This window comes from Streptomyces sp. NPDC059866 (genome assembly GCF_042731325.1).
GTDB classification, from domain to species: domain Bacteria; phylum Actinomycetota; class Actinomycetes; order Streptomycetales; family Streptomycetaceae; genus Streptomyces; species Streptomyces flavusporus.
The window spans coordinates 82,153-103,602 of sequence record NZ_JBHWJT010000015.1 but is presented as its reverse complement, the minus strand read 5'-3'; the positions used below and the strand labels follow the sequence as shown (position 1 = coordinate 103,602).

General features: G+C 71.1%; 22 protein-coding genes and 1 pseudogene. 11 read left to right on the top strand and 12 right to left on the bottom strand.

Translation table 11 applies throughout. The features are described from left to right. Positions 1–4: 4 nt before the first annotated feature. Genes ACFV7R_RS23610 through ACFV7R_RS23575 form a run of 8 tightly spaced genes read right to left on the bottom strand, consistent with a single transcriptional unit; the run spans position 5 to position 6,627 of the window. On the bottom strand, positions 5–1,999 hold the full coding sequence (locus ACFV7R_RS23610) for an NADH-quinone oxidoreductase subunit L (protein ID WP_385266557.1): 1,995 nt from the start codon (positions 1,997–1,999) through the stop codon (positions 5–7). After that, positions 1,996–2,388 carry an NADH-quinone oxidoreductase subunit NuoK gene (gene nuoK, locus ACFV7R_RS23605; RefSeq protein ID WP_224738322.1) on the bottom strand — a complete coding sequence of 131 codons (393 nt, stop codon included), beginning with the start codon at positions 2,386–2,388 and terminating at the stop codon, positions 1,996–1,998. Before nuoK ends, ACFV7R_RS23610 begins: the two co-directional genes overlap by 4 nt. After that, complete coding sequence (locus ACFV7R_RS23600) at positions 2,388–3,047, bottom strand: NADH-quinone oxidoreductase subunit J (RefSeq protein ID WP_385266555.1); 660 nt, start codon at positions 3,045–3,047, stop codon at positions 2,388–2,390. Before ACFV7R_RS23600 ends, nuoK begins: the two co-directional genes overlap by 1 nt. Continuing rightward, positions 3,044–3,658, bottom strand: coding sequence for a NuoI/complex I 23 kDa subunit family protein (locus ACFV7R_RS23595; RefSeq protein ID WP_385266552.1), 615 nt, complete (start codon positions 3,656–3,658; stop codon positions 3,044–3,046). The genes ACFV7R_RS23600 and ACFV7R_RS23595 overlap by 4 nt, the downstream gene beginning before the upstream one ends. A 2-nt stretch (positions 3,659–3,660) precedes the next feature. After that, on the bottom strand, positions 3,661–4,629 hold the full coding sequence (locus ACFV7R_RS23590; RefSeq protein ID WP_129799314.1) for a complex I subunit 1 family protein: 969 nt from the start codon (positions 4,627–4,629) through the stop codon (positions 3,661–3,663). Beyond that, positions 4,626–5,603 (bottom strand): NADH-quinone oxidoreductase subunit C, encoded by a 978-nt coding sequence (locus ACFV7R_RS23585; RefSeq protein WP_385266549.1) that lies wholly within the window; start codon positions 5,601–5,603, stop codon positions 4,626–4,628. Before ACFV7R_RS23585 ends, ACFV7R_RS23590 begins: the two co-directional genes overlap by 4 nt. Then, the gene (locus ACFV7R_RS23580; protein WP_385266547.1) at positions 5,603–6,229 is read right to left on the bottom strand and encodes an NADH-quinone oxidoreductase subunit B; all 627 of its coding nucleotides are present in this window, start codon (positions 6,227–6,229) and stop codon (positions 5,603–5,605) included. The genes ACFV7R_RS23585 and ACFV7R_RS23580 overlap by 1 nt, the downstream gene beginning before the upstream one ends. Then, on the bottom strand, positions 6,220–6,627 hold the full coding sequence (locus tag ACFV7R_RS23575) for an NADH-quinone oxidoreductase subunit A (RefSeq protein ID WP_129799316.1): 408 nt from the start codon (positions 6,625–6,627) through the stop codon (positions 6,220–6,222). Before ACFV7R_RS23575 ends, ACFV7R_RS23580 begins: the two co-directional genes overlap by 10 nt. Positions 6,628–6,818: 191 nt before the next feature. Between ACFV7R_RS23575 and ACFV7R_RS23570 the strand changes: the two genes are divergently transcribed. From ACFV7R_RS23570 to ACFV7R_RS23550, 5 genes are all read left to right on the top strand, one after another. Then, positions 6,819–8,024: a sensor histidine kinase gene (locus ACFV7R_RS23570; RefSeq protein ID WP_385266544.1), complete on the top strand. Its 1,206-nt coding sequence runs from the start codon at positions 6,819–6,821 to the stop codon at positions 8,022–8,024. A gap of 149 nt (positions 8,025–8,173) precedes the next feature. Then, positions 8,174–9,538 (top strand): sensor histidine kinase, encoded by a 1,365-nt coding sequence (locus ACFV7R_RS23565; protein WP_385266542.1) that lies wholly within the window; start codon positions 8,174–8,176, stop codon positions 9,536–9,538. A 109-nt stretch (positions 9,539–9,647) separates the two neighbouring features. Continuing rightward, positions 9,648–10,307, top strand: a complete 660-nt coding sequence (locus tag ACFV7R_RS23560) for a response regulator transcription factor (protein ID WP_276322832.1) — start codon at positions 9,648–9,650, stop codon at positions 10,305–10,307. Between the two features lie 214 nt (positions 10,308–10,521). Continuing rightward, entirely contained in the window at positions 10,522–12,450 is a 1,929-nt protein-coding gene (locus ACFV7R_RS23555; RefSeq protein ID WP_385266540.1) for a 2-oxoacid:acceptor oxidoreductase subunit alpha, read from the top strand. Continuing rightward, entirely contained in the window at positions 12,443–13,522 is a 1,080-nt protein-coding gene (locus ACFV7R_RS23550; protein WP_385266537.1) for a 2-oxoacid:ferredoxin oxidoreductase subunit beta, read from the top strand. The genes ACFV7R_RS23555 and ACFV7R_RS23550 overlap by 8 nt, the downstream gene beginning before the upstream one ends. A 28-nt stretch (positions 13,523–13,550) precedes the next feature. Here the strand turns inward: ACFV7R_RS23550 and ACFV7R_RS23545 are convergent, their stop codons facing one another. Beyond that, positions 13,551–13,943 (bottom strand): winged helix-turn-helix transcriptional regulator, encoded by a 393-nt coding sequence (locus ACFV7R_RS23545; protein WP_385266535.1) that lies wholly within the window; start codon positions 13,941–13,943, stop codon positions 13,551–13,553. A gap of 100 nt (positions 13,944–14,043) precedes the next feature. On the opposite strand from ACFV7R_RS23545, the gene ACFV7R_RS23540 reads away from it, so the two are divergent. Then, positions 14,044–14,898, top strand: coding sequence for an SDR family oxidoreductase (locus ACFV7R_RS23540; protein WP_385266532.1), 855 nt, complete (start codon positions 14,044–14,046; stop codon positions 14,896–14,898). Between the two features lie 96 nt (positions 14,899–14,994). Further along, positions 14,995–15,810 (top strand): annotated as a pseudogene (gene rarD, locus ACFV7R_RS23535) (EamA family transporter RarD); the annotation flags it as partial. Here rarD and ACFV7R_RS23530 read toward each other — a convergent pair. After that, complete coding sequence (locus ACFV7R_RS23530) at positions 15,795–17,258, bottom strand: MFS transporter (protein ID WP_385266530.1); 1,464 nt, start codon at positions 17,256–17,258, stop codon at positions 15,795–15,797. The pseudogene rarD and the gene ACFV7R_RS23530 overlap by 16 nt on opposite strands. Before the next feature lie 95 nt (positions 17,259–17,353). Here ACFV7R_RS23530 and ACFV7R_RS23525 point away from each other — a divergent pair, with 95 nt between their 5' ends. Next, positions 17,354–17,800: a winged helix-turn-helix transcriptional regulator gene (locus ACFV7R_RS23525; protein ID WP_385266527.1), complete on the top strand. Its 447-nt coding sequence runs from the start codon at positions 17,354–17,356 to the stop codon at positions 17,798–17,800. On the opposite strand, the gene ACFV7R_RS23520 is transcribed toward ACFV7R_RS23525, so the two are convergent. Then, positions 17,797–18,411, bottom strand: coding sequence for a CGNR zinc finger domain-containing protein (locus ACFV7R_RS23520; protein WP_385266524.1), 615 nt, complete (start codon positions 18,409–18,411; stop codon positions 17,797–17,799). The genes ACFV7R_RS23525 and ACFV7R_RS23520 overlap by 4 nt on opposite strands. A 21-nt stretch (positions 18,412–18,432) precedes the next feature. Here ACFV7R_RS23520 and ACFV7R_RS23515 point away from each other — a divergent pair, with 21 nt between their 5' ends. Then, positions 18,433–18,906: a VOC family protein gene (locus tag ACFV7R_RS23515; protein ID WP_385266522.1), complete on the top strand. Its 474-nt coding sequence runs from the start codon at positions 18,433–18,435 to the stop codon at positions 18,904–18,906. A 19-nt stretch (positions 18,907–18,925) separates the two neighbouring features. Here the strand turns inward: ACFV7R_RS23515 and ACFV7R_RS23510 are convergent, their stop codons facing one another. Then, on the bottom strand, positions 18,926–20,074 hold the full coding sequence (locus tag ACFV7R_RS23510; RefSeq protein WP_385266519.1) for a tetratricopeptide repeat protein: 1,149 nt from the start codon (positions 20,072–20,074) through the stop codon (positions 18,926–18,928). A gap of 180 nt (positions 20,075–20,254) precedes the next feature. On the opposite strand from ACFV7R_RS23510, the gene ACFV7R_RS23505 reads away from it, so the two are divergent. Beyond that, positions 20,255–20,752: a DUF6668 family protein gene (locus tag ACFV7R_RS23505; RefSeq protein ID WP_385266516.1), complete on the top strand. Its 498-nt coding sequence runs from the start codon at positions 20,255–20,257 to the stop codon at positions 20,750–20,752. Between the two features lie 109 nt (positions 20,753–20,861). Then, positions 20,862–21,446, top strand: a complete 585-nt coding sequence (locus ACFV7R_RS23500; protein ID WP_385266513.1) for a flavodoxin family protein — start codon at positions 20,862–20,864, stop codon at positions 21,444–21,446. Positions 21,447–21,450 lie beyond the last annotated feature (4 nt).

The following is a 21,450-nucleotide window of genomic DNA, read 5'->3' as shown; positions in this document are numbered from 1 at the left end:
CTGCTCACGCTCCCGTGGCGACGAGGACGGCGGCGACCACCAGGACGACGGTGCCGGCGAGCAGCGCGCTCACATAGGTCTGCACATTGCCGGTCTGGGCGCGGCGTACGGCGGCACCGAGCCAGCGGGGCAGGGCACCCGCGCCGCGCACGTAGGTGTCGACGACCTCGCGGTCGAGGAAGCGGACGAGACCGGCGCCGGCCCGGACGGGGCGGACGAACAGCGCCGAGTACACGGCGTCCACGTGGAAGCCGACGGCCGCGTGGCGGTGCAGCGGGCCGAGCAGCAGGCGTCCCGGGTCCGCCGGGTCGGGCGCGTAGGCCACGCCTCCGTACACGGGTTCGTGGCTCGCGATGGCCTCGGCCTCGACCTGCGCGGCGTCGCCCTCGGGGTGGGCCGCGACCGCACCCAGAGGCACGCGGGCCGCCAGTTCGGTGGTGTGCCGCCAGGCGGCGTAGGTGACGATGCCCCCGACCAGGGCCAGCCCCGTGCCCAGGACGGACGTGGTGAGGGTCGGGGTCAGCTCACCGCCGTCGAACCAGCCGGGCAGCGACTGGTACGCCAGTCCGCCGAGGGCGAGGGACGGGGCGGCGAGCACCCACAGGACCACGGTCATCGTCAGGGGCTGCCTGCCGTGGTCCGGAGCCTCGGTGCCGTGGCCGCGGAAGGCGAGCAGCCAGAGGCGGACGGCGTACGCGGCGGTGAGCAGGGCCGTGAGCAGGCCGACGACGAGGACGATCCAGCCCGCGGCAGCGGGGGCGTGCTCGCTGTGGCCGGTGGTGACGTGTTCGGCGGCGCCGAGGACGGACTCCTTGGAGAAGAAGCCGCTGAAGGGCGGGATCGCGGCGAGTGCGAGGAGCGCCACGGTCATCGTCCAGTAGGCGTCGGGAACGCGGTCGCGCAGGCCGTGCATGCGGGACATGGCGGCCAGGGAGTTGGTGCCGGCGGCGTGGATGATCACGCCCGCCGCGAGGAACAGCAGCGCCTTGAAGGCGCCGTGCGAGAGGAGGTGGAAGACGGCGGCTCCGCGGTCGCCGACGGCCAGGGCGCCGGTCATGTAGCCGAGCTGGCCGATCGTCGAGTAGGCCAGGACGCGCTTGATGTCGTCCTGGGCCAGCGCGGCGAGGCCCGAACCGGCCATGGTGACGGCGGCCATGACGGCGAGGACGACCATCGCGGCCTGGGAGGCCTCGAACACCGGGAGGAGGCGGGCGATGAAGTAGACACCGGCGGCGACCATCGTCGCGGCGTGGATCAGCGCGGAGACGGGGGTGGGGCCCGCCATCGCGTCAGGTAGCCAGGTGTGCAGCGGGAACTGTGCCGACTTGCCCGCCACGCCGGCCAGGAGCAGCAGGGCGATCAGTGTCGGGTGGTCGAGTCCGCCGTTCGCGACGGTGCCGAGGACCCGTGTGATGCGGAACGACCCGGCGTCGGTGGCCAGCGCGAACAGACCGATCAGGAAGGGGACGTCACCGAGCTTGGTCACCAGGAAGGCCTTGAGGGAGGCGGCGCGGGCCTCCGGGGTCTCCCAGTAGTGGCCGACCAGGAAGTAGGAGCAGATGCCCATGACTTCCCAGCCGACCAGCAGCAGCATCAGGTCGCCCGAGTAGACGACGAGCAGCATCGCGGAGGTGAACAGGGACACGAGCGCGGCGTACGAGGGGTAGCGCGGGTCGTCGCGCAGGTAGCCGGTCGAGTAGATCTGCACGCAGGTGGCCACGAACGCGACCAGCACGGCGACGAGGGCGGCGAAGCCGTCGATGTGCAGGGCCAGCTCGATCGGGACCGAGCCGGTGGGGGTGAGTTCGGTCGCGGCGTCGACCGCCTCGTCGCCGCCCTGGCGCACGGCGACCAGCACGGCGAGCACGAGCGACGCGAGCGTCGGCAGGACGGCGACCGGACGGACGAAGCCGGGAGCCGTGCGGCCGAGGAGCAGGCCCGCGGCTGCTCCCAGGAACGGAAGGAGGGGGACGAGGACGGCGAGGGTGGTCGTGGTCACGCGGTGGCCTCAGCCTTCTCGGCGGCCGGCTCGGCCGCGGCAGCGTCGCCGGCGGATGCGTCGGCCTCGTGGCCCTCGGCGGTGTCGCGGAGCTTGTCGATGTCCGAGGTGCCGCGGTTGCGGTAGACGGCGAGGACGATCGCCAGGCCGATGCCGATCTCGGCGGCCGCGATGGCGATGGTGAACAGGGTCAGCGCCTGACCGGAGTGCAGGGTCTCCTCGGCGGTCCTGCTGAGCCAGACGTCGAAGGCGACCAGGTTCAGGTTGACGGCGTTCAGCATCAGCTCGACCGACATCAGGACCAGGATCGCGTTGCGGCGGGCAAGGACGCCGTACAGGCCGGTGCAGAAGAGGAGGACGGAGAGGACGGCGGGATAGGCGAGGTGCATCAGCGGACACCGCCCTTGTCACTGCCCTTGGCGGTTCGGGTGCTCGGGACGGGCGGGGCGCTCTCGGTGCCGGACTCGGCTGCCTTCGCCTTGCGGGACAGCACGATCGCACCGACGAGGGCGGCGAGAAGGAGGACGGAGAGGGCCTCGAAGGGAAGCACCCAGTTCTGGAAGAGGGCCTTTCCGGTGACCTCGGTGGAGCCGGCGGGGGCGCCGTCCAGGTCGATCCAGGTCGTACGGAACGCGTCGACGACGACCCAGATCAGGGCGGCGGCCGAGGCGACGGCCACGGTGAGGGCGGCCCAGCGGTTGCCGGAGTCGGCGTCCGGGGAACGGCCGATGGGGGCCCTGGTGAGCATCAGACCGAACAGGAGGAGGACGACCACGGAACCGACGTAGATGAGGACCTGCACCCAGGCGATGAACTCGGCGGTGAGCAGCAGGTACTCGACGGCGAGACCGCCGAGGGTCACCACCAGCCACAGGGCGGCGTGCACCAGTTGTCTGGTGGTGACGGTGACGATCGCGGCGCCGAAGGTGACCAGGCCGACGAGGAGGAAGGCGATCTCGACGCCGGTCGGGGAGAGGAAGCCGTGCGCGTCCGCGGCCGTGGTGGTGGCCGTGGCGTGCGCCGTCGTGGCGGCTGCGGCGAGAGTCACGACTCCCCTCCCTGCGGATCAGCGGGTGCGGCCGACTCGGTCGGCCCCGTCGGCCCCGTCGGCTTCGCCGACTCAGCCGGCGCGGCCTGCGCGGCCGCCAGCTTCTCGGCGGTCTTGCGGGCGGCGGCGATCTCCTTCGGCTCCTCCGCGCCGGGGTCGAGGGCGGGCGGGGCCGGGACCGTCCACATCCACTCGCGGAGCTTGTCGCGTTCGTGGGTGAGATCACGGATGTCGGTCTCGGCGTACTCGAACTCCGGGGACCAGAACAGCGCGTCGAAAGGACAGACCTCGATGCAGATACCGCAGTACATGCACAGCGAGAAGTCGATGGCGAACCGGTCGAGGACGTTGCGGCTGCGCTCACGGCCGCCGGGCGTCGCCGCCGGGATCGTCTCCTTGTGGGAGTCGATGTAGATGCACCAGTCCGGGCACTCCCGGGCGCACAGCATGCAGACCGTGCAGTTCTCCTCGAACAGACCGATCACACCCCGGGTGCGGGGCGGAAGGTCGGGCTGGACGTCCGGGTACTGCTCGGTGACGGTCTTCTTCGTCATCGTGCGGAGGGTGACGGCCAGGCCCTTGGCGAGGCCACTGCCAGGGATCGGAGCCATGGTTACTGGATCACCACCTTCACGATGCCGGTGAGGGCGATCTGGGCGAGGGAAAGGGGGACGAGGAGGGTCCAGGACAGCTTCTGGAGCTGGTCCTCGCGCAGGCGGGGGTAGGTCACGCGCAGCCAGATCACGAGAAACGCGAGGACGGCGGTCTTCAGCAGGGTCCAGACCCAGCCGAGGCCGTCGGCGCCCCAGGGGCCGTGCCAGCCGCCCAGGAAGAGGACGGTGGTCAGGCCGCACAGGACGATGATTCCGGCGTACTCGGCGAGGAGGAAGAGAGCGAAGCGCAGTCCGGTGTACTCGGTGTACGCGCCGAAGATGATCTCCGAGTCGGCGACGGGCATGTCGAACGGGGGGCGCTGCAGCTCGGCCAGCCCTGCCACGAAGAAGACGATCGCGCCGACGATCTGCCAGGGCAGCCACCACCACTCGAAGGCGTCCAGGATGCCGGGGAGGGAGACCGTGCCGGCCGCCATGGCGACGGAGGCGGCGGCGAGGAGCATCGGGAGTTCGTAGGCGAGGAGCTGAGCGGCGGTGCGCAGGCCGCCGAGGAGGGAGAACTTGTTGGCGGAGGCCCAGCCGGCCATGAGCGAGCCGAGGACACCGACGCCCATCACGGCGAGCACGAAGAAGATGCCCGCGTCGATGACCTCGCCGACCGCGCCCTCGCCGGGGCCGATCGGGATGGCGAGCAGGACCAGGAGGTACGGCAGGAGGGCCACGGCGGGCGCGAGCTGGAAGATACGGCGGTCCGCGCCGGTCGGGACCACGTCCTCCTTCTGCGCGAACTTCACGCCGTCGGCGACGAGTTGGGCCCAGCCGTGGAAGCCGCCGGCGTACATGGGACCGAGGCGGCCCTGCATGTGTGCCATCACCTTGTGCTCGGTCTGGCCGACGATCAGAGGGAAGGTGAGGAACACACCGAAGACGATCAGAAGTCGCAGGGCGACGTCGAGCGCGTCGTTCACTGCCGGCCTCCTGCGGGGTCCTCGGGGTCGGGGGTCTGCTCCGTGTCCTTCTCCTCGCGCTCGTCGAACGTCGGACGTGCGTGGTGCCACGGCGCGTCGGAGCTGCGCGGGGCGGCGGTGTCGGGCCGGGTCTGCTCGGCGTCCGTGCCCTCCGCCCGCTGCGAAGCCGAGCCCTCACCGGCGCTCCGCGCACGCCGGGGCCCAGCAGCCGCGCCCTCCGCCCGCTGCGAAGCCGACCCCTCGCTCGCGCTGCGCGCGCGGCGTGGGGATTCGGCGGGCGTGGAGGCGGGTGTCGGGCGCTGCGAAGCCGACCCTTCCGTGGCCGTGCGGGTGCGGCGTGCGGGGCGTTCGCCTGCGGGGCGGGCGGCGCCGCGCGCCGGACGGGCGGGGGCCGGGGGGAGCTGGCCCTTGAGCGGGCCCCATTCGTTCGGGTCGGGGACGCCCGGGGGCAGCATCTGGCGGCGCTTGGGGGCGCCGTGGGCCGCGGCCTCTCCCGGTTCCTTCGCCCCCGGCCACGCCTTGGCGACGCGGGAGGCGAGGACGAAGTCCTTGCGGAGCGGATGGCCTTCGAAGGTCTCCGGAAGGAGGAGGTGGTCCAGGGCCGGGTGACCCTCGAAGCGGACGCCGAACATTTCGTGAGTCTCGCGCTCGTGCCACGCCGCGCCCGCGTAGACGTCCACGGCGGAGGCGAGGACGGGGGTCTCGTGCGGGACCGTGGTGCGCAGCAGCAGGCGGCGTACGGGGGAGAGCGCGACGACGTGCGCCGAGATGCGGAAGCCCGTGCCCGGCTCGTCGACCGCGCTCAGCCAGTCGAAGTAGGTGCAGCCCAGCTCGTCGCGGGCGGTGCGCAGCGCCGCGGTCCAGGTGGTCGGGGGTACGTCGACCGTCAGGACCTCGTACGACTCCTCGGCCGTGGCCTCCGCACCGAACAGCTGCTCGGCGGGGGCGGGCAGCCAGCCGACCGTGCTGCTCATCAGGCCTCCCCCGCACCGGGGCCGGCCGCGGCCGACGGTTGCACCAGGCCGCTCTGCAGCGCGGCCGCCGACGGGCGCGCCGTACCGTAGCGCTCGCCCAGCGACTCGCGGGCGATCTTCTCCTGGAGCTTGAGGATGCCCTGGAGCAGTGCCTCGGGACGGGGCGGGCAGCCGGGGACGTAGACGTCGACGGGGATGATCTGGTCGACGCCCTTGGTGACGGAGTACGAGTCCCAGTAAGGGCCGCCGCAGTTGGAGCAGGCGCCGAAGGAGATGACGTACTTCGGCTCGGGCATCTGCTCGTACAGGCGTTTGATGGCAGGCGCCATCTTGTCGGTGACCGTGCCCGACACGACCATCAGGTCGGCCTGGCGCGGGCCCGGCGCGAACGGGATGACGCCGAGGCGGATGAAGTCGTGGCGGGCCATCGATGCGGCGATGAACTCGATGGCGCAGCAGGCGAGTCCGAAGTTGAAGACCCAGAGCGAGTAGCGGCGGCCCCAGTTCAGGACGACCTTCATGGGCTCGGGGGCGAGGCGCGCAAGGGCGCCGAGACGCTTCGGCTCCGGGAGCAGTACGGGCTCGGAAGGAGTCGCCGAGGGGGTCGCTTCTGGCGTCACGTCCATGCCAGGACACCCTTCTTGTAGGCGTACAGCAGTCCCACGGCCAGGAAGCCGAGGAAGAGGAACATCTCCACGAGGGTCGTCGCCCCGTAGCCGGGGGCGGCGAAGACCGTTGCCCACGGGAAGAGGAAGATCGAGTCGACCGCGAAGATCACGTACAGGAAGGCGTAGACGTAGTAGCGGACCTGGGTGTGGGCCCAGCCCTCGCCCACGGGGTCGACGCCGCACTCGTACGTCAGGAGCTTCTCGGGGGTGGGGACGACAGGGCGCAGCAGTCGGCCGGCGCCGAATGCGATGGCGACGAACAGCACGCCGATGGCGGCGAGCAGCCCGACGACCGAATAGGACTGGAAGTAGTCGGCCGCGACGACTGCGGTCCGTTCGACGGTCGGTTCCCGCACGTCCGTCCCTCGCTCCCCTGACCTCGATCCGATGACCTTGCGGTATCTGTACGCAACGTGAGTCTAGGGCCTGTTAAAGCGGCGGTAAGCAGCTCATCATCGCCTTGAGCGGCCGGGGTGGGGTTTTCCTCAGCAGAACCTGGCGGTCCACCTCATGGCGCGGCCACGCGCCGCCGGGCACGCTGGCCCATGTGACCGAGAATTTCCCCGCGTCGAGCCCGGCGCCCGCCGACCGCGACGGCGACCGCGTGCCGCCGCCCCGCTTCGCCTACGACGTGCACACCTGGAAGGAGATCGCGCATCTCCTGGCCAATCTGCCGATGTCGCTGCTGGGCTTCGTCTATGTGGCGACGGCGCTGTTCACCAGCGCCTTCCTGACCGTCACGGTGATCGGGTTCCCGCTGCTCGCGGCGGCACTGATGGGCGCGCGGCAGCTGGGAAAGCTGGAGCGGGCGCGGGCCAGGAAGCTGCTCGGGGTGCGGGTGGACGAGCCGAGTCCGCTGCCGTTGCGGGGCGGCGGTGGGTTCCTCCCCCGGCTGTGGATGACGCTGAAGGACCCGGTGGGCTGGCGGACCATCCTGTACGACTTCATGCGGCTGCCCTGGGGCATTCTCACCTTCGTCATCACGCTGACCTCGCTGTTCGTGCTGTGGCCGGTGCTGCCGTTCATAGCCCGCGCCCTGGCCAACGCGGACCGGGCGATGGTGCGCGGGCTGCTGTCGCCCTCCGACGAACTGGAGCGGCGGATCGCCGAGCTGGAGTCGGACCGGGGGGTCGTGGTCGACACGGCCGCCGCCGATCTGCGCCGCATCGAGCGTGATCTGCACGACGGTGCGCAGGCCCGCCTGGTCAATCTGGCGATGGGGCTCGGCCTGGCCAAGGAGAAGCTGCTGGAGGGCCAGTCCGACGAACTGGTGGCGGCGATGGTCGAGGAGGCGCACGGCGAGGTGAAGCTGGCGCTGCAGGAGCTGCGGGACCTGGCCCGCGGGATCCATCCGGCGGTCCTCACGGACCGCGGCCTGGACGCGGCGCTCTCCGCGGTCGCCTCGCGCTGCACGGTGCCGGTGCAGGTGACCGTCGACCTGAAGTCGCGGCCGGCCGAGGCCATCGAGGGCATCGCCTACTTCACCGTCTCCGAGCTGCTGCAGAACGTCAGCAAGCACAGCGGGGCCACGTCCGCCTCCGTCGACGTGTGGCGGACGGAGGAACGGCTGCTCATACAGGTGGGGGACAACGGCCGCGGGGGTGCAGGCCTCGACGGCGGTACGGGGATGCGGGGGCTCGCCGAGCGGCTGGACGCCGTCGACGGTCTGTTCGTCATCGAGTCACCGCGGGGCGGGCCGACGCTCATCACGGCCGAGCTGCCCTGGCGCGACCGGCAGCCGCGGCGCGCATAGACGCGGGCGCGGAAGGTAGGGAAAACCCCCCGTTCGAGACGCCGACGGACTCCATGGTCCGCTCGCCCGCCGCCCAGCAGGGTGGAGATACGACGGCAGGACCGCCGCAGAGGCACACCGAGCGGGACGAGGAGACGGGGAGCAGGCCGATGGCCACGGAGTACGGACAGGGGTACGGATCCCACAGCGGGCGGCCCGGCCTGGGCCTGGGGGGCGACGTCGAGCGGCGGCATCGGCTGCCGGCCGGGCTGCGGGCGCCGTTCGAGGCGCGCAGCTGGCGTGAGTTCGCGTATGTGCTGCTGAGCCTGCCGATGGGCGTGCTGATGTTCACGTACGCCGTCACGATGCTCGCGCTCGGTGCGGGGCTGCTGGTGACGTTCCTCGGCATTCCGGTGCTGGCGGCGGGGCTGGCCGGGTGCCGGGGACTCGGGGCGCTGGAGCGGGCGCGGGCGCGCGGACTGCTCGGCCTCGAGGTGGCCGACCCGGAGCCGCTGCGGGTGCGCAGGAACGGCCTGATGGGATGGATCGGCGCCGTCCTGAAGAGCGGCACGTCGTGGCGGCATCTGCTGTACGCGGTGCTGCACTTCCCGTGGGCGGTGTTCTCCTTCGTCGTCGCGGTGAACTTCTGGGCGTACGGCTGGGCGCTGCTGACGTATCCGCTGTGGTTCTGGCTGTTCCCCGTGTACGGCGGGCAGGACGGGCTCCAGCTGTACGGCGACGAGACGCATCACGTCTATCTCGACAACCCGTTCGAGATCACGGTGACGGCGCTGGTGGGGCTGCTGTTCACGCTGGCCACGCCGTGGATCGTGCGGGCGTTGACCCTGGTGGACCGGCTGCTGGTGCACGGGCTGCTCGGGCCGTCGCGGCTGGCGACGCGGGTGGTGGAGCTGGAGTCCGACCGGGGCGTCGTCGTCGACACGGCGGCGGCGGATCTGCGGCGCATCGAGCGCGATCTGCACGACGGGGCGCAGGCCCGGCTGGTGGCGCTGGCGATGGATCTGGGGTTGGCGAAGGAGAAGCTGAGCCAGGATCCGCAGGCGGCGGCGCAGATGGTGGACGAGGCGCACGGTGAGGTGAAGACGGCGCTGCAGGAGCTGCGGGACCTGGCGCGCGGGATCCATCCGGCGGTCCTCACCGACCGTGGCCTGGACGCGGCGCTCTCCGCGGTCGCCTCGCGGTGCACGGTGCCGGTGCAGGTGGAGGTGGACCTGGCGTCGCGGCCGGCGCCGGCGATCGAGGGGATCGCGTACTTCACGGTGTCGGAACTGCTGCAGAACATCAGCAAGCATGCGCGGGCCACCTGGGCGGCGGTGGATGTGTGGCGGTCGGAGGACCGGCTGATGCTGCAGGTCATGGACAACGGCGTGGGCGGGGCCGGTGCCGCTGCGGGCGGGGGGTCCGGGCTGGCCGGGCTGGCCGAGCGGCTGGATGCCGTGGACGGGATCCTCGTGGTGGACTCGCCGGCCGGCGGGCCCACCCGGATCACCGCGGAACTCCCTTGGCGGGGGTGAGCGCCCGCCCCCTCCCGGTGCCGTCCCGCCCCCGTCCGAAAGCTGGAATGCTTGACTGGTCGTACGGACCGAGTCGGGCAATGGGGGGCCGAGGATCGTGGAGGACAGGGTGCGGGTGGTCATCGCCGAGGACTCGGTGCTGCTCAGGGAGGGCCTGACCCGGTTGCTGACCGACCGTGGACACCAGGTCGTCGCCGGAGTCGGGGACGCGGAGGCGTTGATCAAGACCATCACGGATCTGAACGCCGAAGGGACCCTGCCGGACGTCGTGGTGGCCGATGTGCGGATGCCGCCGACGCACACCGACGAGGGCGTCAGGGCCGCGGTGCAGCTGCGGAAGGAGCATCCCGGGCTCGGTGTGCTCGTGCTGTCGCAGTACGTGGAGGAGCGCTACGCCACCGAACTGCTGGCCGGATCCAGCCGCGGGGTCGGGTACCTGCTGAAGGACCGGGTGGCCGAGGTGCGGGAGTTCGTGGACGCCGTGGTGCGGGTCGCCGAGGGGGGCACCGCCCTCGATCCGGAGGTCGTGGCGCAGCTGCTCGGGCGCAGTCGTAAGCAGGATGTGCTCGCCGGGCTCACCCCGAGGGAGCGTGAGGTGCTGGGGCTGATGGCCGAGGGGCGGACCAACTCGGCCATCGCCAAGCAGCTGGTGGTGAGCGACGGCGCCGTCGAGAAGCACGTCAGCAACATCTTCCTGAAACTGGGCCTGTCCCCGAGCGAGGGGGATCACCGGCGGGTTCTGGCCGTCCTGACGTACTTGAATTCCTGACGAGTACGGGCCGGGCTGCGCATCCAACGGGGGTACGGGCTGCGTCCTACCCGGGGTACGGGCCGCGTCCCAAGCGGCGTTCTTCATGCGAATGACCGAGGGGTCTTCATGCGAATGACCGAGGGAAGGCAAGCCGTGCCGACGTAGGGTTGGTCTTGGGAGAGCCTGCGGGAAGGTCACTCCCAGACAGCCGCCTCGAAGGAGGTCCAGTTCAGTGACGAGCCAGGTCAGTAGCCAAGCGGAGCAGGCCGACGGAGCCGTCGTGGGAGAGCAGCGCAAAGCGGCCGGCGTCAAGGACGTCCGTCGTCTCGACCGGGTGATCATCAGGTTCGCGGGGGACTCGGGTGACGGTATGCAGCTCACCGGTGACCGGTTCACGTCGGAGACGGCGTCCTTCGGCAACGACCTGTCGACGCTGCCGAACTTCCCCGCCGAGATCCGTGCGCCTGCCGGGACCCTGCCCGGGGTGTCGTCCTTCCAGCTCCACTTCGCCGACCACGACATCCTCACCCCCGGTGACGCGCCGAACGTGCTGGTGGCGATGAACCCGGCGGCCCTGAAGGCCAACGTCGGCGACCTGCCGCGCGGCGCGGAGATCATCGTCAACACGGACGAGTTCACCAAACGGGCGATGCAGAAGGTCGGGTACGCGACCAACCCGCTCGAGGACGGCTCGCTCGACGGGTACCACCTGCATCCGGTGCCCCTGACCACCCTCACCGTCGAGGCGCTGAAGGAGTTCGACCTCACCCGGAAGGAGGCCGAGCGCAGCAAGAACATGTTCGCCCTCGGCCTGCTGTCCTGGATGTACCACCGGCCCACCGAGGGCACCGAGAAGTTCCTGCGGTCGAAGTTCGCGAAGAAGCCCGACATCGCGACCGCCAACATCGCCGCGTTCCGCGCGGGCTGGAACTTCGGTGAGACGACCGAGGACTTCGCGGTCTCCTACGAGGTGGCGCCGGCCGTCAAGGCGTTCCCGGTCGGCACGTACCGCAACATCTCCGGGAACCTGGCCCTGTCCTACGGTCTGATCGCCGCGAGCAAGCAGGCCGACCTGCCGCTGTTCCTCGGCTCGTACCCGATCACCCCGGCCTCGGACATCCTGCACGAGCTCAGCAAGCACAAGAACTTCGGTGTGCGGACCTTCCAGGCCGAGGACGAGATCGCGGGCATCGGGGCGGCGCTGGGCGCGGCCTTCGGCGGTTCGCTCGCCGTGACCACGACCTCGGGGCCGGGCGTGGCGCTCAAGAGCGAGACCATCGGGCTCGCGGTCTCGCTGGAGCTGCCGCTGCTGGTCGTGGACATCCAGCGCGGCGGGCCGTCGACCGGTCTGCCGACCAAGACCGAGCAGGCCGACCTGCTGCAGGCGATGTTCGGACGCAACGGCGAGGCGCCGGTGCCGGTGATCGCGCCCCGCACCCCCGCCGACTGCTTCGACGCGGCGCTGGAGGCGGCCCGGATCGCCCTGACGTACCGCACCCCGGTGTTCCTGCTGAGCGACGGCTACCTCGCCAACGGCTCCGAACCCTGGCGCATCCCGGAGCTGGACGAGCTGCCCGACCTCGGGGTCCAGTTCGCGCAGGGCCCCAACCACACGCTGGAGGACGGCAGCGAGGTCTTCTGGCCGTACAAGCGCGACCCGCAGACCCTGGCCCGCCCCTGGGCGATCCCGGGCACCCCGGGTCTGGAGCACCGCATCGGCGGCATCGAGAAGCAGGACGGCACCGGCAACATCTCCTACGATCCCGCCAACCACGACTTCATGGTCCGCACCCGTCAGGCCAAGGTCGACGGCATCGACGTGCCGGACCTCGAGGTCGACGACCCGCAGGAGGCGAGCACCCTGGTGCTGGGCTGGGGGTCGACGTACGGACCGATCACGGCCGCGGTCCGCCGTCTGCGCACCGCCGGCAAGCCGGTCGCGCAGGCCCATCTGCGCCACCTCAACCCCTTCCCGCGGAATCTCGGCACGGTGCTGCAGCGTTACGACAAGGTGGTGATCCCCGAGATGAACCTCGGTCAGCTCGCCACGCTGATCCGGGCGAAGTACCTGGTCGACGCCCACTCGTACAACCAGGTCAACGGGATGCCGTTCAAGGCCGAACAGCTCGCCACGGCGCTCAAGGAGGCCATCGATGGCTGAGACGTCCACGGAAGGCACGGGCACGATCGAAGCGCTTTCGCTCGTTCCCAAGGCCGAGGCCAGGCAGTCCATGAAGGACTTCAAGTCCGATCAGGAAGTGCGCTGGTGCCCCGGCTGCGGTGACTACGCGATCCTCGCCGCCGTGCAGGGCTTCATGCCCGAGCTGGGTCTGGCGAAGGAGAACATCGTCTTCGTCTCGGGCATCGGCTGCTCCTCCCGCTTCCCGTACTACATGAACACCTACGGGATGCACTCCATCCACGGCCGCGCCCCCGCCATCGCCACCGGCCTCGCCTCCTCCCGGCGCGATCTGAGCGTGTGGGTCGTCACCGGTGACGGCGACGCGCTGTCGATCGGCGGAAACCACCTGATCCACGCCCTGCGCCGCAACGTCAACCTCAAGATCCTGCTGTTCAACAACCGGATCTACGGCCTGACCAAGGGCCAGTACTCCCCCACCTCCGAGGTCGGCAAGATCACCAAGTCGACGCCGATGGGGTCGCTGGACGCGCCCTTCAACCCGGTGTCGCTGGCGCTGGGCGCGGAGGCGTCGTTCGTCGCGCGGACCGTCGACTCCGACCGCAAGCACCTCACCGAGGTACTGCGCCAGGCCGCGGCCCACCCGGGCACGGCCCTGATCGAGATCTACCAGAACTGCAACATCTTCAACGACGGCGCGTTCGACGCCCTGAAGGACAAGCAGCAGGCGGAGGAGGCGGTGATCCGGCTGGAGCACGGGCAGCCGATCCGTTTCGGCCGGGACAACGCGCGTGGTGTCGTACGGGACCAGCAGACCGGCGACCTCAAGGTCGTCACGGTGACGCCGGAGAACGAACACCAGGTGCTCGTGCACGACGCCCGTTCCGACTCCCCCACCACCGCCTTCGCGCTGAGCAGGCTCGCCGACCCCGACACCCTGCACAACACGCCCATCGGCGTCTTCCGCGCCGTCGACCGGCCGGTCTACGACACCCAGATGGCCGACCAACTCGACACGGCCATCGAGCAGAACGGCAAGGGCGACCTGGCCGCACTGCTGGCCGGCGGCGACACCTGGACGGTCGTCGGCTGAGCACCGTTCGTCCCCAGGGGCCCGGGTCTCAGACCCGGGCCTCGTCGTATGCCCGCCGCGCCTTCACCACGTCGTCCATCCGCTTCTGGGTCCACAGCGCCAGCCCCTGCACCTGCTCCGCCGCCTCGCGGCCGATCTCGGTCAGGGAGTAGTCGACGCGCGGCGGGATCACCGGCTTGGCGTCCCGGTGCACCATGCCGTCCCGCTCCAGGGTCTGCAGCGTCTGGGTGAGCATCTTCTCGCTGACCGGGCGGACCTCGCTGATCGCCCGACGCAGCTCGCTGAACCGGTGCGGGCGCTCCAGGAGACACATCAGCACCAGCACACCCCAGCGGCTGGTGACGTGCTCCAGGACCAGGCGATGCGGGCACATCGTCTCGCCGTCGGGCTTCCAGCCGCCTGCCGTTCCACTCTCCGCCATGCAGGTACCTTACTTCAAAGTGGGTACTTTCCAATAGTTAGCGCCGCTCCTAGGGTGAGTGCATACCAACCCGTACTCACCCGTACACAGGAGTCACCTCATGAGCATCGTCGTCACCGGAGCCACCGGACACCTGGGCCGGCACGTCATCGAGCAGTTGCTGGAGAAGGTCCCGGCCGACCAGATCGTCGCCGTCGTCCGTGACGAGGCCAAGGCGGCCGACTTCGCGGCCCGTGGCGTACGGCTGGCGGTCGCGGACTACAACGCGCCCGAGACCTTCGACGGGCTGTTCTCCGCCGGCGACAAGGTGCTGCTGATCTCCGGCAACGAGTTCGACAAGGGCCGCGTCGGCCAGCACAAGGTCGTCATCGACGCCGCCAAGGCGGCCGGTGTCGCACTGCTCGCCTACACCAGCGCCCCCGGCAGCCTGACCGCCTCCCTCGCCGACGACCACCGCGGCACCGAGGAGGCGGTCCTGGCGTCCGGCGTGCCGTACGCGCTGCTGCGCAACGGCTGGTACCACGAGAACTACACGGAGAACCTCGCCCCGGTACTGGAGCACAACGCGGTCGTCGCCGCCGCCGGTGAGGGCCGGATCTCCTCCGCCTCCCGCGCCGACTACGCGGCCGCCGCCGTCGCCGTGCTGACCGGTGAGGGGCACGAGAACAAGACGTACGAGCTGGGCGGCGACGAGGCGTGGAGCCTCGCCGAGTACGCGGCCGAGCTGAGCCGGCAGACCGGCAAGGAGATCGTCTACAACGCGGTCACGCCCGAGGCGCTCACCGGCATCCTCACCGGCGCCGGGCTGCCCGAGCCGATGGCCGCGATCCTCGCGGGCGTGGACGTCTCCATCGAGAAGGGCGAGCTGGTCGTCGCGACCGGCGACCTGTCCCGCCTGGCCGGCCGTCCGACCACCCCGCTCTCCGAGGCCGTCACCGCCGCGCTCAAGGGCTGACCGGCACAGCGCACCCCGCCCGTCATGACCGTATAGCGATACGGACATGACAGGCGGGGTGGCCCGGCGCTACCTTCGTTCAGGCGAGGCTGACGCATGAAGGAGGAGCCGGTGGCCGGGAAGTCCAGGGGCGAGCAGCGCATAGGTCTGCTGAACGGCTTCGCGGCATACGGGATGTGGGGGCTGTTCCCCCTCTTCTTCCCCCTGCTGAAGCCCGCCGGGCCGTTCGAGGTCCTCGCCCACCGGATGGTGTGGTCCTTCGTCGTCGTCGCCGCGGCGCTGCTCGTCGTACGACGGTGGAGGTGGGCCGGCGAGCTGCTGCAGCAGCCACGCCGCCTCGGGCTCATCGCGGTCGCCGCGGCGGTCATCGCCGTCAACTGGGGCGTCTACATCTGGGCCGTGAACAACGACCGGGTCGTCGAGGCCTCCCTCGGGTACTTCATCAACCCCCTCGTCACCATCGCGATGGGCGTGCTGCTCCTGAAGGAGCGGCTGCGGCCCGTGCAGTGGGCGGCGGTCGGGATCGGCTTCGCGGCGGTTCTCGTCCTCACCGTCGGCTACGGCCGGCCGCCATGGATCTCGCTCATCCTCGCCTTCTCCTTCGCCACGTACGGCCTGGTGAAGAAGAAGGTCAACCTCGGCGGACTGGAGTCGCTGGCCGCCGAGACAGCGATCCAGTTCCTGCCGGCGCTGGCCTATCTGCTGTGGCTGACGGCCGACGGCGGCTCCACGTTCGCCACCGAGGGCGCGGGGCACGCGGCGCTGCTCGCCACGACCGGTGTCGTCACCGCACTCCCGCTGGTCTGCTTCGGCGCGGCCGCGATCCGCGTGCCCCTGTCCACGCTGGGGCTGTTGCAGTACCTGGCCCCCGTGTTCCAGTTCCTGCTCGGTGTCCTCTACTTCCGCGAGGCCATGCCGCCCGAGCGCTGGGCCGGGTTCGCGCTGGTCTGGCTGGCGCTCACGCTGCTCACCTGGGACGCGCTGCGCACCGCGCGCCGCTCGGCCCGCACGCTCAGGGCCGAGACCAGGGAGCCCAGCACCACCATCGCGACGGGCACCGTCAGCGCCGTACGGAACGCGGAGAGCGTCGCCTCGGGGCCAAAGCCGCTGGACGCCAAGCCGTAGACCGCGGTCACCGCGGAGATCCCGATCGCGGAGCCGAACTGGGTGGCGGTGTTCAGCAGCCCGCCGGCCAGCCCCTGCTCCTCCTCCGCGACCCCGTCCGTCGCCGCGATGGTCAGCGGCCCGTACGCCAGGGCGAACGCCGTGCCCGCCAGGATCAGCGTCGGGAACATCGCGGCGTACGACCAGTCCAGGCCGACCGGCAGGAACAGCCCGTAGGCGAGCACCGCCAGCACGAAGCCGCCGAGGATCACACGGACGTTGCCGTAGCGGGCGACCAGCTTCGGGGTGAGCGTCGGGGCGAGCACGGCGTCGCAGCCCATGACGACCAGCGCGATCGCCGTCTGGAGGGACGACCAGCCGCGCAGTTCCTGCAGATACAGCGTGACGACGAACTGGAAGCCGAAGAAGGCCCCGACGAAGAGCAGCGCCCCGAGGTCGGCCCGCACCACGGACCCCTTGCGCAGGATGCCCAGCCGGACCAGCGGGGCGGCGGCCCGCCGCTCGACGGCGACGAAGGCGCCGCCCAGCGCCGCCGCGGCGAGCACAGCGAGGGCGGTCAGCGGCCAGTCGTGCAGACCGTGTTCCAGGCGTACGACGGCGTAGGCGGCCAGCAGCATGGCACCGGCCGCGGTGACCGCGCCGAGCAGATCGAAGCCGCCGCGCACCCGCGGGACACCGTCCGCCGCGGGCACCAGCCGCACCGCCGCGACCAGCAGCGCCCCCGCCAGCAGCACCGGCGCGAAGAACACCCACCGCCAGCCGAGCTGGGTGAGCAGTCCGCCGATGACCAGGCCCAGCGAGAAACCGCCGGCCGCCGTGCCCGCGAAGACCAGCAGGGCCTTGTTGCGCTGCGGGCCCTCCTCGTAGGACGTCGTGATCAGCGACAGCGCGGCCGGGGTCATGAACGCCGCGGCGACACCGGTGACGAAACGGGCGACGACCAGCATCCAGCCGTCGGTCGCGAATCCACCGAGCCCGGAGAAGAGGAGGAAGACGGTCAGCCAGGTCAGGAACATCCGGCGGCGGCCGAGCAGGTCTGCGGCCCGACCGCCGAGCAGGGTGAAGCCGGCGTAGCCGAGGACGTAGGCGCTCATCACCCAGGCGGCCGTTCCCGTCGACAGGCCCAGTTCGGACCGGATGGTGGGGATCGCGACCGCCATCATGGCGACGTCGATGCCCTCCAGGAAGATCGTTCCGCACAGCACGAGCAGCAGGGCCCAGGCGCGGGTGCCCATGGGGACTCCTCAGGTAGGCGCAGACAGGGCGGTTACGGAACTGAGGGTCGGTTCCCTCTTGTAACCACAGCCAGCCTGCGGCAGCATCGACAGACATGGAAGTAGGCACTTCGAAGTCACCGAGTAACTGCGCGAGCACCGTGGACTACGGCGACGCCGACCCCTTCCAGTGGGACACCCGGGAGGGCTGCGAGGTACGGCAGATCCTCGACCGCGTCGCCGACAAGTGGTCCCTGCTGGTGATCGCCCTGCTGGAGAACCGCCGACTGCGCTTCACCGAGCTGCGCCGGGAGATCGACGGTGTCAGCCAGCGGATGCTGACGGTCACCCTGCGCCAGCTGGAACGCGACGGCCTGGTCCGACGCACCGTGCACCCGGTCGTACCACCCCGGGTCGACTACGAACTCACCCCGCTCGGCGGCACACTGCACGCCACGATCCAGTCACTGGTCAGATGGACCGAGGACCACCAGCGGGAGATCGCCGCGGCACGGGCGGCATACGACGCACGAGAGGCCGGGGCCGAGGCCAAGGCCGGTTAGGGCGCCTTCCGGGCCCGGTGCGCCCGGACCTTCGCCCGGTTCCCGCAGTGCTCCATCGCGCACCACCGCCGCCGGCCGGGGCGCGAGGTGTCGACGAAGAGCAGAGAGCAGTCGTGGGCGGCGCACTCACGGATGCGGTCGGCGTACGGGCCGGTGAAGAGGTCGATCGCGTCACGGGCAACGGTCGACAGCAGCTGGGTGCCGCCGGCGCCCGGGGCCCACGCGTGGGTGCCGTCCGGGGTGAGGCGGGCGACGAGTGAGGGCGCAGCGGCGGCCGCGTTGACGATGTCCAGGTGGCGCTGCTGGAGCGGGCGGCCGTGTGCGCGGTCGGCGGTGAGCAGGAAGAGGGCGTCGCGCAGGGCTCGGGCCGCCGCGAGTTCGCCCTCGCTGACGGTGAGATCGAGTCCGGCCGGCAGCCGGCTGCGACCGGCCCAGGTCACGAGGTCGGCGGGCTCGTGCAGCACCTCGAAACGCGCGAAGGCTCCGGGCCCGCCGGTGGGCAGCAGCTCCAGACAGAGCGCTCCGGGGTCGAAGCGGTAGGGCGTCCCTTCGTGCGAGATCAGGGTCAGGCCGGGTGACGTGTTCGGCAATTCCGGTGGACGCTCGCTCATGTAACCGATAATACTGGTTACATGAGCGAGAAGACATACGCGCCGACACCCGTGCACTGGAAGCTCGTCATCGATTCCCACGACCCGCACACACAGGCCGACTTCTGGGCCGCCGCGATCGGTTACGAGGTCGAGGACAACAGCGCCCTGATCGAACGGCTGCTGCAGCTGGGCGCCCTGCCCGTCGCCGCCACCGTCGACTTCCACGGCCGCCCCGCCTTCCGGGACCTGGTCGCCGTACGGCATCCGGAGGACCCGGTCGAGGAGGAGAGCGGCACCGGGCTGGGGCGGCGGCTGCTGTTCCAGCGCGTCGCCGAGCCCAAGTCCGGCAAGAACCGGCTCCACCTGGACCTGCACCCCGCTCAGGGACGGCGGGCCGACGAGGTGGAGCGGCTGCGCGAGCTGGGGGCGAGTGTGCTGCGCGAGGTGAAGGAACCCGGCGGGGAGTGGGTCGTGATGCAGGACCCGGAGGGGAACGAGTTCTGCGTGCACTAGGGACTGGTGTCCCTCTGCATCACGCTCCGGGTGCCCGTCCCGCCCGGTTCGCCAGGCGGCCCATGCGGGCGCGGGCGGACTCCAGTTCCTCGATGTCGTCGGCGGCCGGGCCGCCCTCGGTGACCAGCTCGGTCCACAGGCCGATCAGGTCCCGCCCCAGCTCCAGCCCGAGCGCGGGGTCGCGTACGGCCCGCCAGGCGGTGGCCGCGCTCTGGATGTTGCCGTAGGCGGACTCCGCGTCCCGCAGGCGGCGGTGGATGTGCACCACGTCGAGGGAGAGGCGGAAGGACCGGACCGGTTCGGCCGCCAAGTAGGCGACGTACGCGGTGAGTTCGCGCAGCCGGAGCAGCTCGGGGTGGTCCGGTGCCAGCGTCGCCGCCGCCTGAGCCAGGGTCTGCTCGGCCAGCTCCGCCGCGGCATCGATCCGGCCCGCCTTCACGGCCTCGCCGATCCGGGCGATCGGCTCGGCGAGGACGGCGGGAGCAGGGTCGTTGTGCCCCTCGGCGTTCTCAGGGTTGCCGGGTACGCCACCGAGGATCGCCTCGGCGACGGCGTCGAAGCCCCGGGGCGGGGTCGGCTTCGGGTCGGGGTCCGACGCCGACGATGCAAACGACTCCGGGTGCGGCTTGGCATCCATCACCGGCGGCGGGCCGAACTCGCCCGTCGGCGCGGCGACGGCCGAACCGGGGACGGCGTCCTCGGGCACCGCCCGCAGCGGAAAGGTGGGCACCGCATCACCCAAGGGCTGAGGCTCCGTCACCGCCCGCAGCGGGAACGTCGGCGCGGCGTCGGCCTGCGGTTCGGCGGGCGTGCGGAACACCTGGGTGGCTCGGTCGGGTGCGGGCTCCTGCGAGGGCTGCGGCTCCGCCCCCGTCCGCACCGGTTCCCCCGTGTACCGGCTGGAGCCGTCCGGGTGGACCTGGAGAGGGACGACGTAGCCGATGCGCTCGTCGTGGACCCTGACGAGGACGGGTCGGCCGGTGGCGAGGGCGATGCGGTGAAGGCGGTTCAGTACGGCGTGCTGGAGTTCCTCGCCCGGCGCGGCGACGACCGGTACGCCGCCGATCGAGGCGTTGCCGGCGCCCGGCACGTGAACGTCGATCGCCGACACCGCAGAGGCGGCCTGGTGCTGCTGTTCCCGCTTCTTCTCGCGGCTGAGTCGAGACATCCGTTCCCTCACTCGCTGGCGTCCGCACGTCGGCGAACCCGTACTCCCGAGTCTCGCCGCTCCCCCACGGTGCTCGCGTCACCGGCGCGTCACAGGCTCGTCCCAAGAACGGGTACCCCCGTCACCCAGCCGTCCACCGAGCCGCGAAGATCGATGAGGTGACGACAGAGAGGAGCGGGCATGCGGACGGGCGCGCAGCAGGGGCCGGAGATCTGGATCCGGGGACCGGTGGCCGTACCGGAACCGGAACCCGCCCGCACCTCCGGCACGGTCCGGCGTTTCTCCTGGGTCGGCACGCACGGCGGGTCGGGAGTCACCACGCTGGCCGCGGTCTACGGCGGTCAGGACTGCGGGCGCGACTGGCCCGGCCCCGATGATCCGCCGTCGGTGCTGCTCGTCGCCCGGACGCACGCGTCGGGGCTGGCGGCCGTCCTGCACGCCCTGGAGATCTTCCGGCGTGGTCAGGCTCCGGCCGGGCTGGACCTGGACGCCGTCGTGCTGGTCGCGGATGCGCCGGGCCGGCTGCCGCGACCGCTGGCACAGCAGGCGAAGCTCATCGAGTCGGTCGTCGACGTGTACCGCGTGCCCTGGGTGCAGGCCTGGCGTCTCGGCGACCTGAGCGGCCGCCCGCCCCGGGAGACGGAGGCGCTGGCCCGGCTGACGGGGGCGGCTCGCTGACCCCCTGAGCAGGCCCCGGCCAGGTCGCCGGACAAGAATTACTTGCAGGTGCATATAATGCACGTGCGTGCAATTGTCGTGTGCCGACCATCTGGGATCTGGGGGAACCATGACCCGCCGCTTTCTGTTCCTGCTGGGCAGCAGCCGCAGCGAGGGCAACACCGAGCTACTGGCCCGCCGGGCCGCCGAGCAGCTCCCCGCGGACGTCGAGCAGCAGTGGATCCGCCTCGCCGAGCACCCGCTGCCCGACTTCGAAGACCTGCGGCACGACAGCGACCACGTCCGCCCCACTCAGGGCGATGTGGCCCTCCTGCTGGACGCCACGCTCGCGGCGACCGACATCGTGATCGCCTCGCCGCTGTACTGGTACTCGGTGTCCGCCCACACCAAGCGCTACCTGGACTACTGGTCCGGCTGGCTGCGCACCCCCGGTCTCGACTTCAAGGCCACGCTGGCCGGGCGCATCCTGTGGGGCGTCACAGCCCTCGCGCACGAGGAGAGCGAGGTCGCCGACCCGCTGATCGGCACCCTCAACCACTCGGCCGCCTACATGGGGATGCGCTTCGGCGGGGTCCTGCTCGGCAACGGCAGCAGGCCCGGAGACGTACTCGAGGACACCCAGGCCCTCGCCCGCGCGAAGACCTTCTTCACGCAGGAACCGCCGCTCGCCCGCTTCCCGTACGAGGTCTCGTAGGCCC

Bases quoted from the DNA above. Each gene is read 5' to 3' on its own strand.
- ACFV7R_RS23525 (WP_385266527.1), top strand. From the start codon at position 17,354: ATGGAAGTAGGCACTTCGAAGTCACCGAGTAACTGCGCGAGCACCGTG.
- ACFV7R_RS23545 (WP_385266535.1), bottom strand. From the start codon at position 13,943: ATGGCGGAGAGTGGAACGGCAGGCGGCTGGAAGCCCGACGGCGAGACG.
- nuoK (WP_224738322.1), bottom strand. From the start codon at position 2,388: ATGCACCTCGCCTATCCCGCCGTCCTCTCCGTCCTCCTCTTCTGCACC.
- ACFV7R_RS23565 (WP_385266542.1), top strand. From the start codon at position 8,174: ATGGCCACGGAGTACGGACAGGGGTACGGATCCCACAGCGGGCGGCCC.
- ACFV7R_RS23585 (WP_385266549.1), bottom strand. From the start codon at position 5,603: ATGAGCAGCACGGTCGGCTGGCTGCCCGCCCCCGCCGAGCAGCTGTTC.
- ACFV7R_RS23540 (WP_385266532.1), top strand. From the start codon at position 14,044: ATGAGCATCGTCGTCACCGGAGCCACCGGACACCTGGGCCGGCACGTC.
- ACFV7R_RS23510 (WP_385266519.1), bottom strand. From the start codon at position 20,074: ATGTCTCGACTCAGCCGCGAGAAGAAGCGGGAACAGCAGCACCAGGCC.
- ACFV7R_RS23500 (WP_385266513.1), top strand. From the start codon at position 20,862: ATGACCCGCCGCTTTCTGTTCCTGCTGGGCAGCAGCCGCAGCGAGGGC.
- ACFV7R_RS23595 (WP_385266552.1), bottom strand. From the start codon at position 3,658: ATGGCTCCGATCCCTGGCAGTGGCCTCGCCAAGGGCCTGGCCGTCACC.
- ACFV7R_RS23505 (WP_385266516.1), top strand. From the start codon at position 20,255: ATGCGGACGGGCGCGCAGCAGGGGCCGGAGATCTGGATCCGGGGACCG.
- ACFV7R_RS23520 (WP_385266524.1), bottom strand. From the start codon at position 18,411: ATGAGCGAGCGTCCACCGGAATTGCCGAACACGTCACCCGGCCTGACC.
- ACFV7R_RS23550 (WP_385266537.1), top strand. From the start codon at position 12,443: ATGGCTGAGACGTCCACGGAAGGCACGGGCACGATCGAAGCGCTTTCG.
- ACFV7R_RS23580 (WP_385266547.1), bottom strand. From the start codon at position 6,229: ATGGACGTGACGCCAGAAGCGACCCCCTCGGCGACTCCTTCCGAGCCC.
- ACFV7R_RS23530 (WP_385266530.1), bottom strand. From the start codon at position 17,258: ATGGGCACCCGCGCCTGGGCCCTGCTGCTCGTGCTGTGCGGAACGATC.
- ACFV7R_RS23515 (WP_385266522.1), top strand. From the start codon at position 18,433: ATGAGCGAGAAGACATACGCGCCGACACCCGTGCACTGGAAGCTCGTC.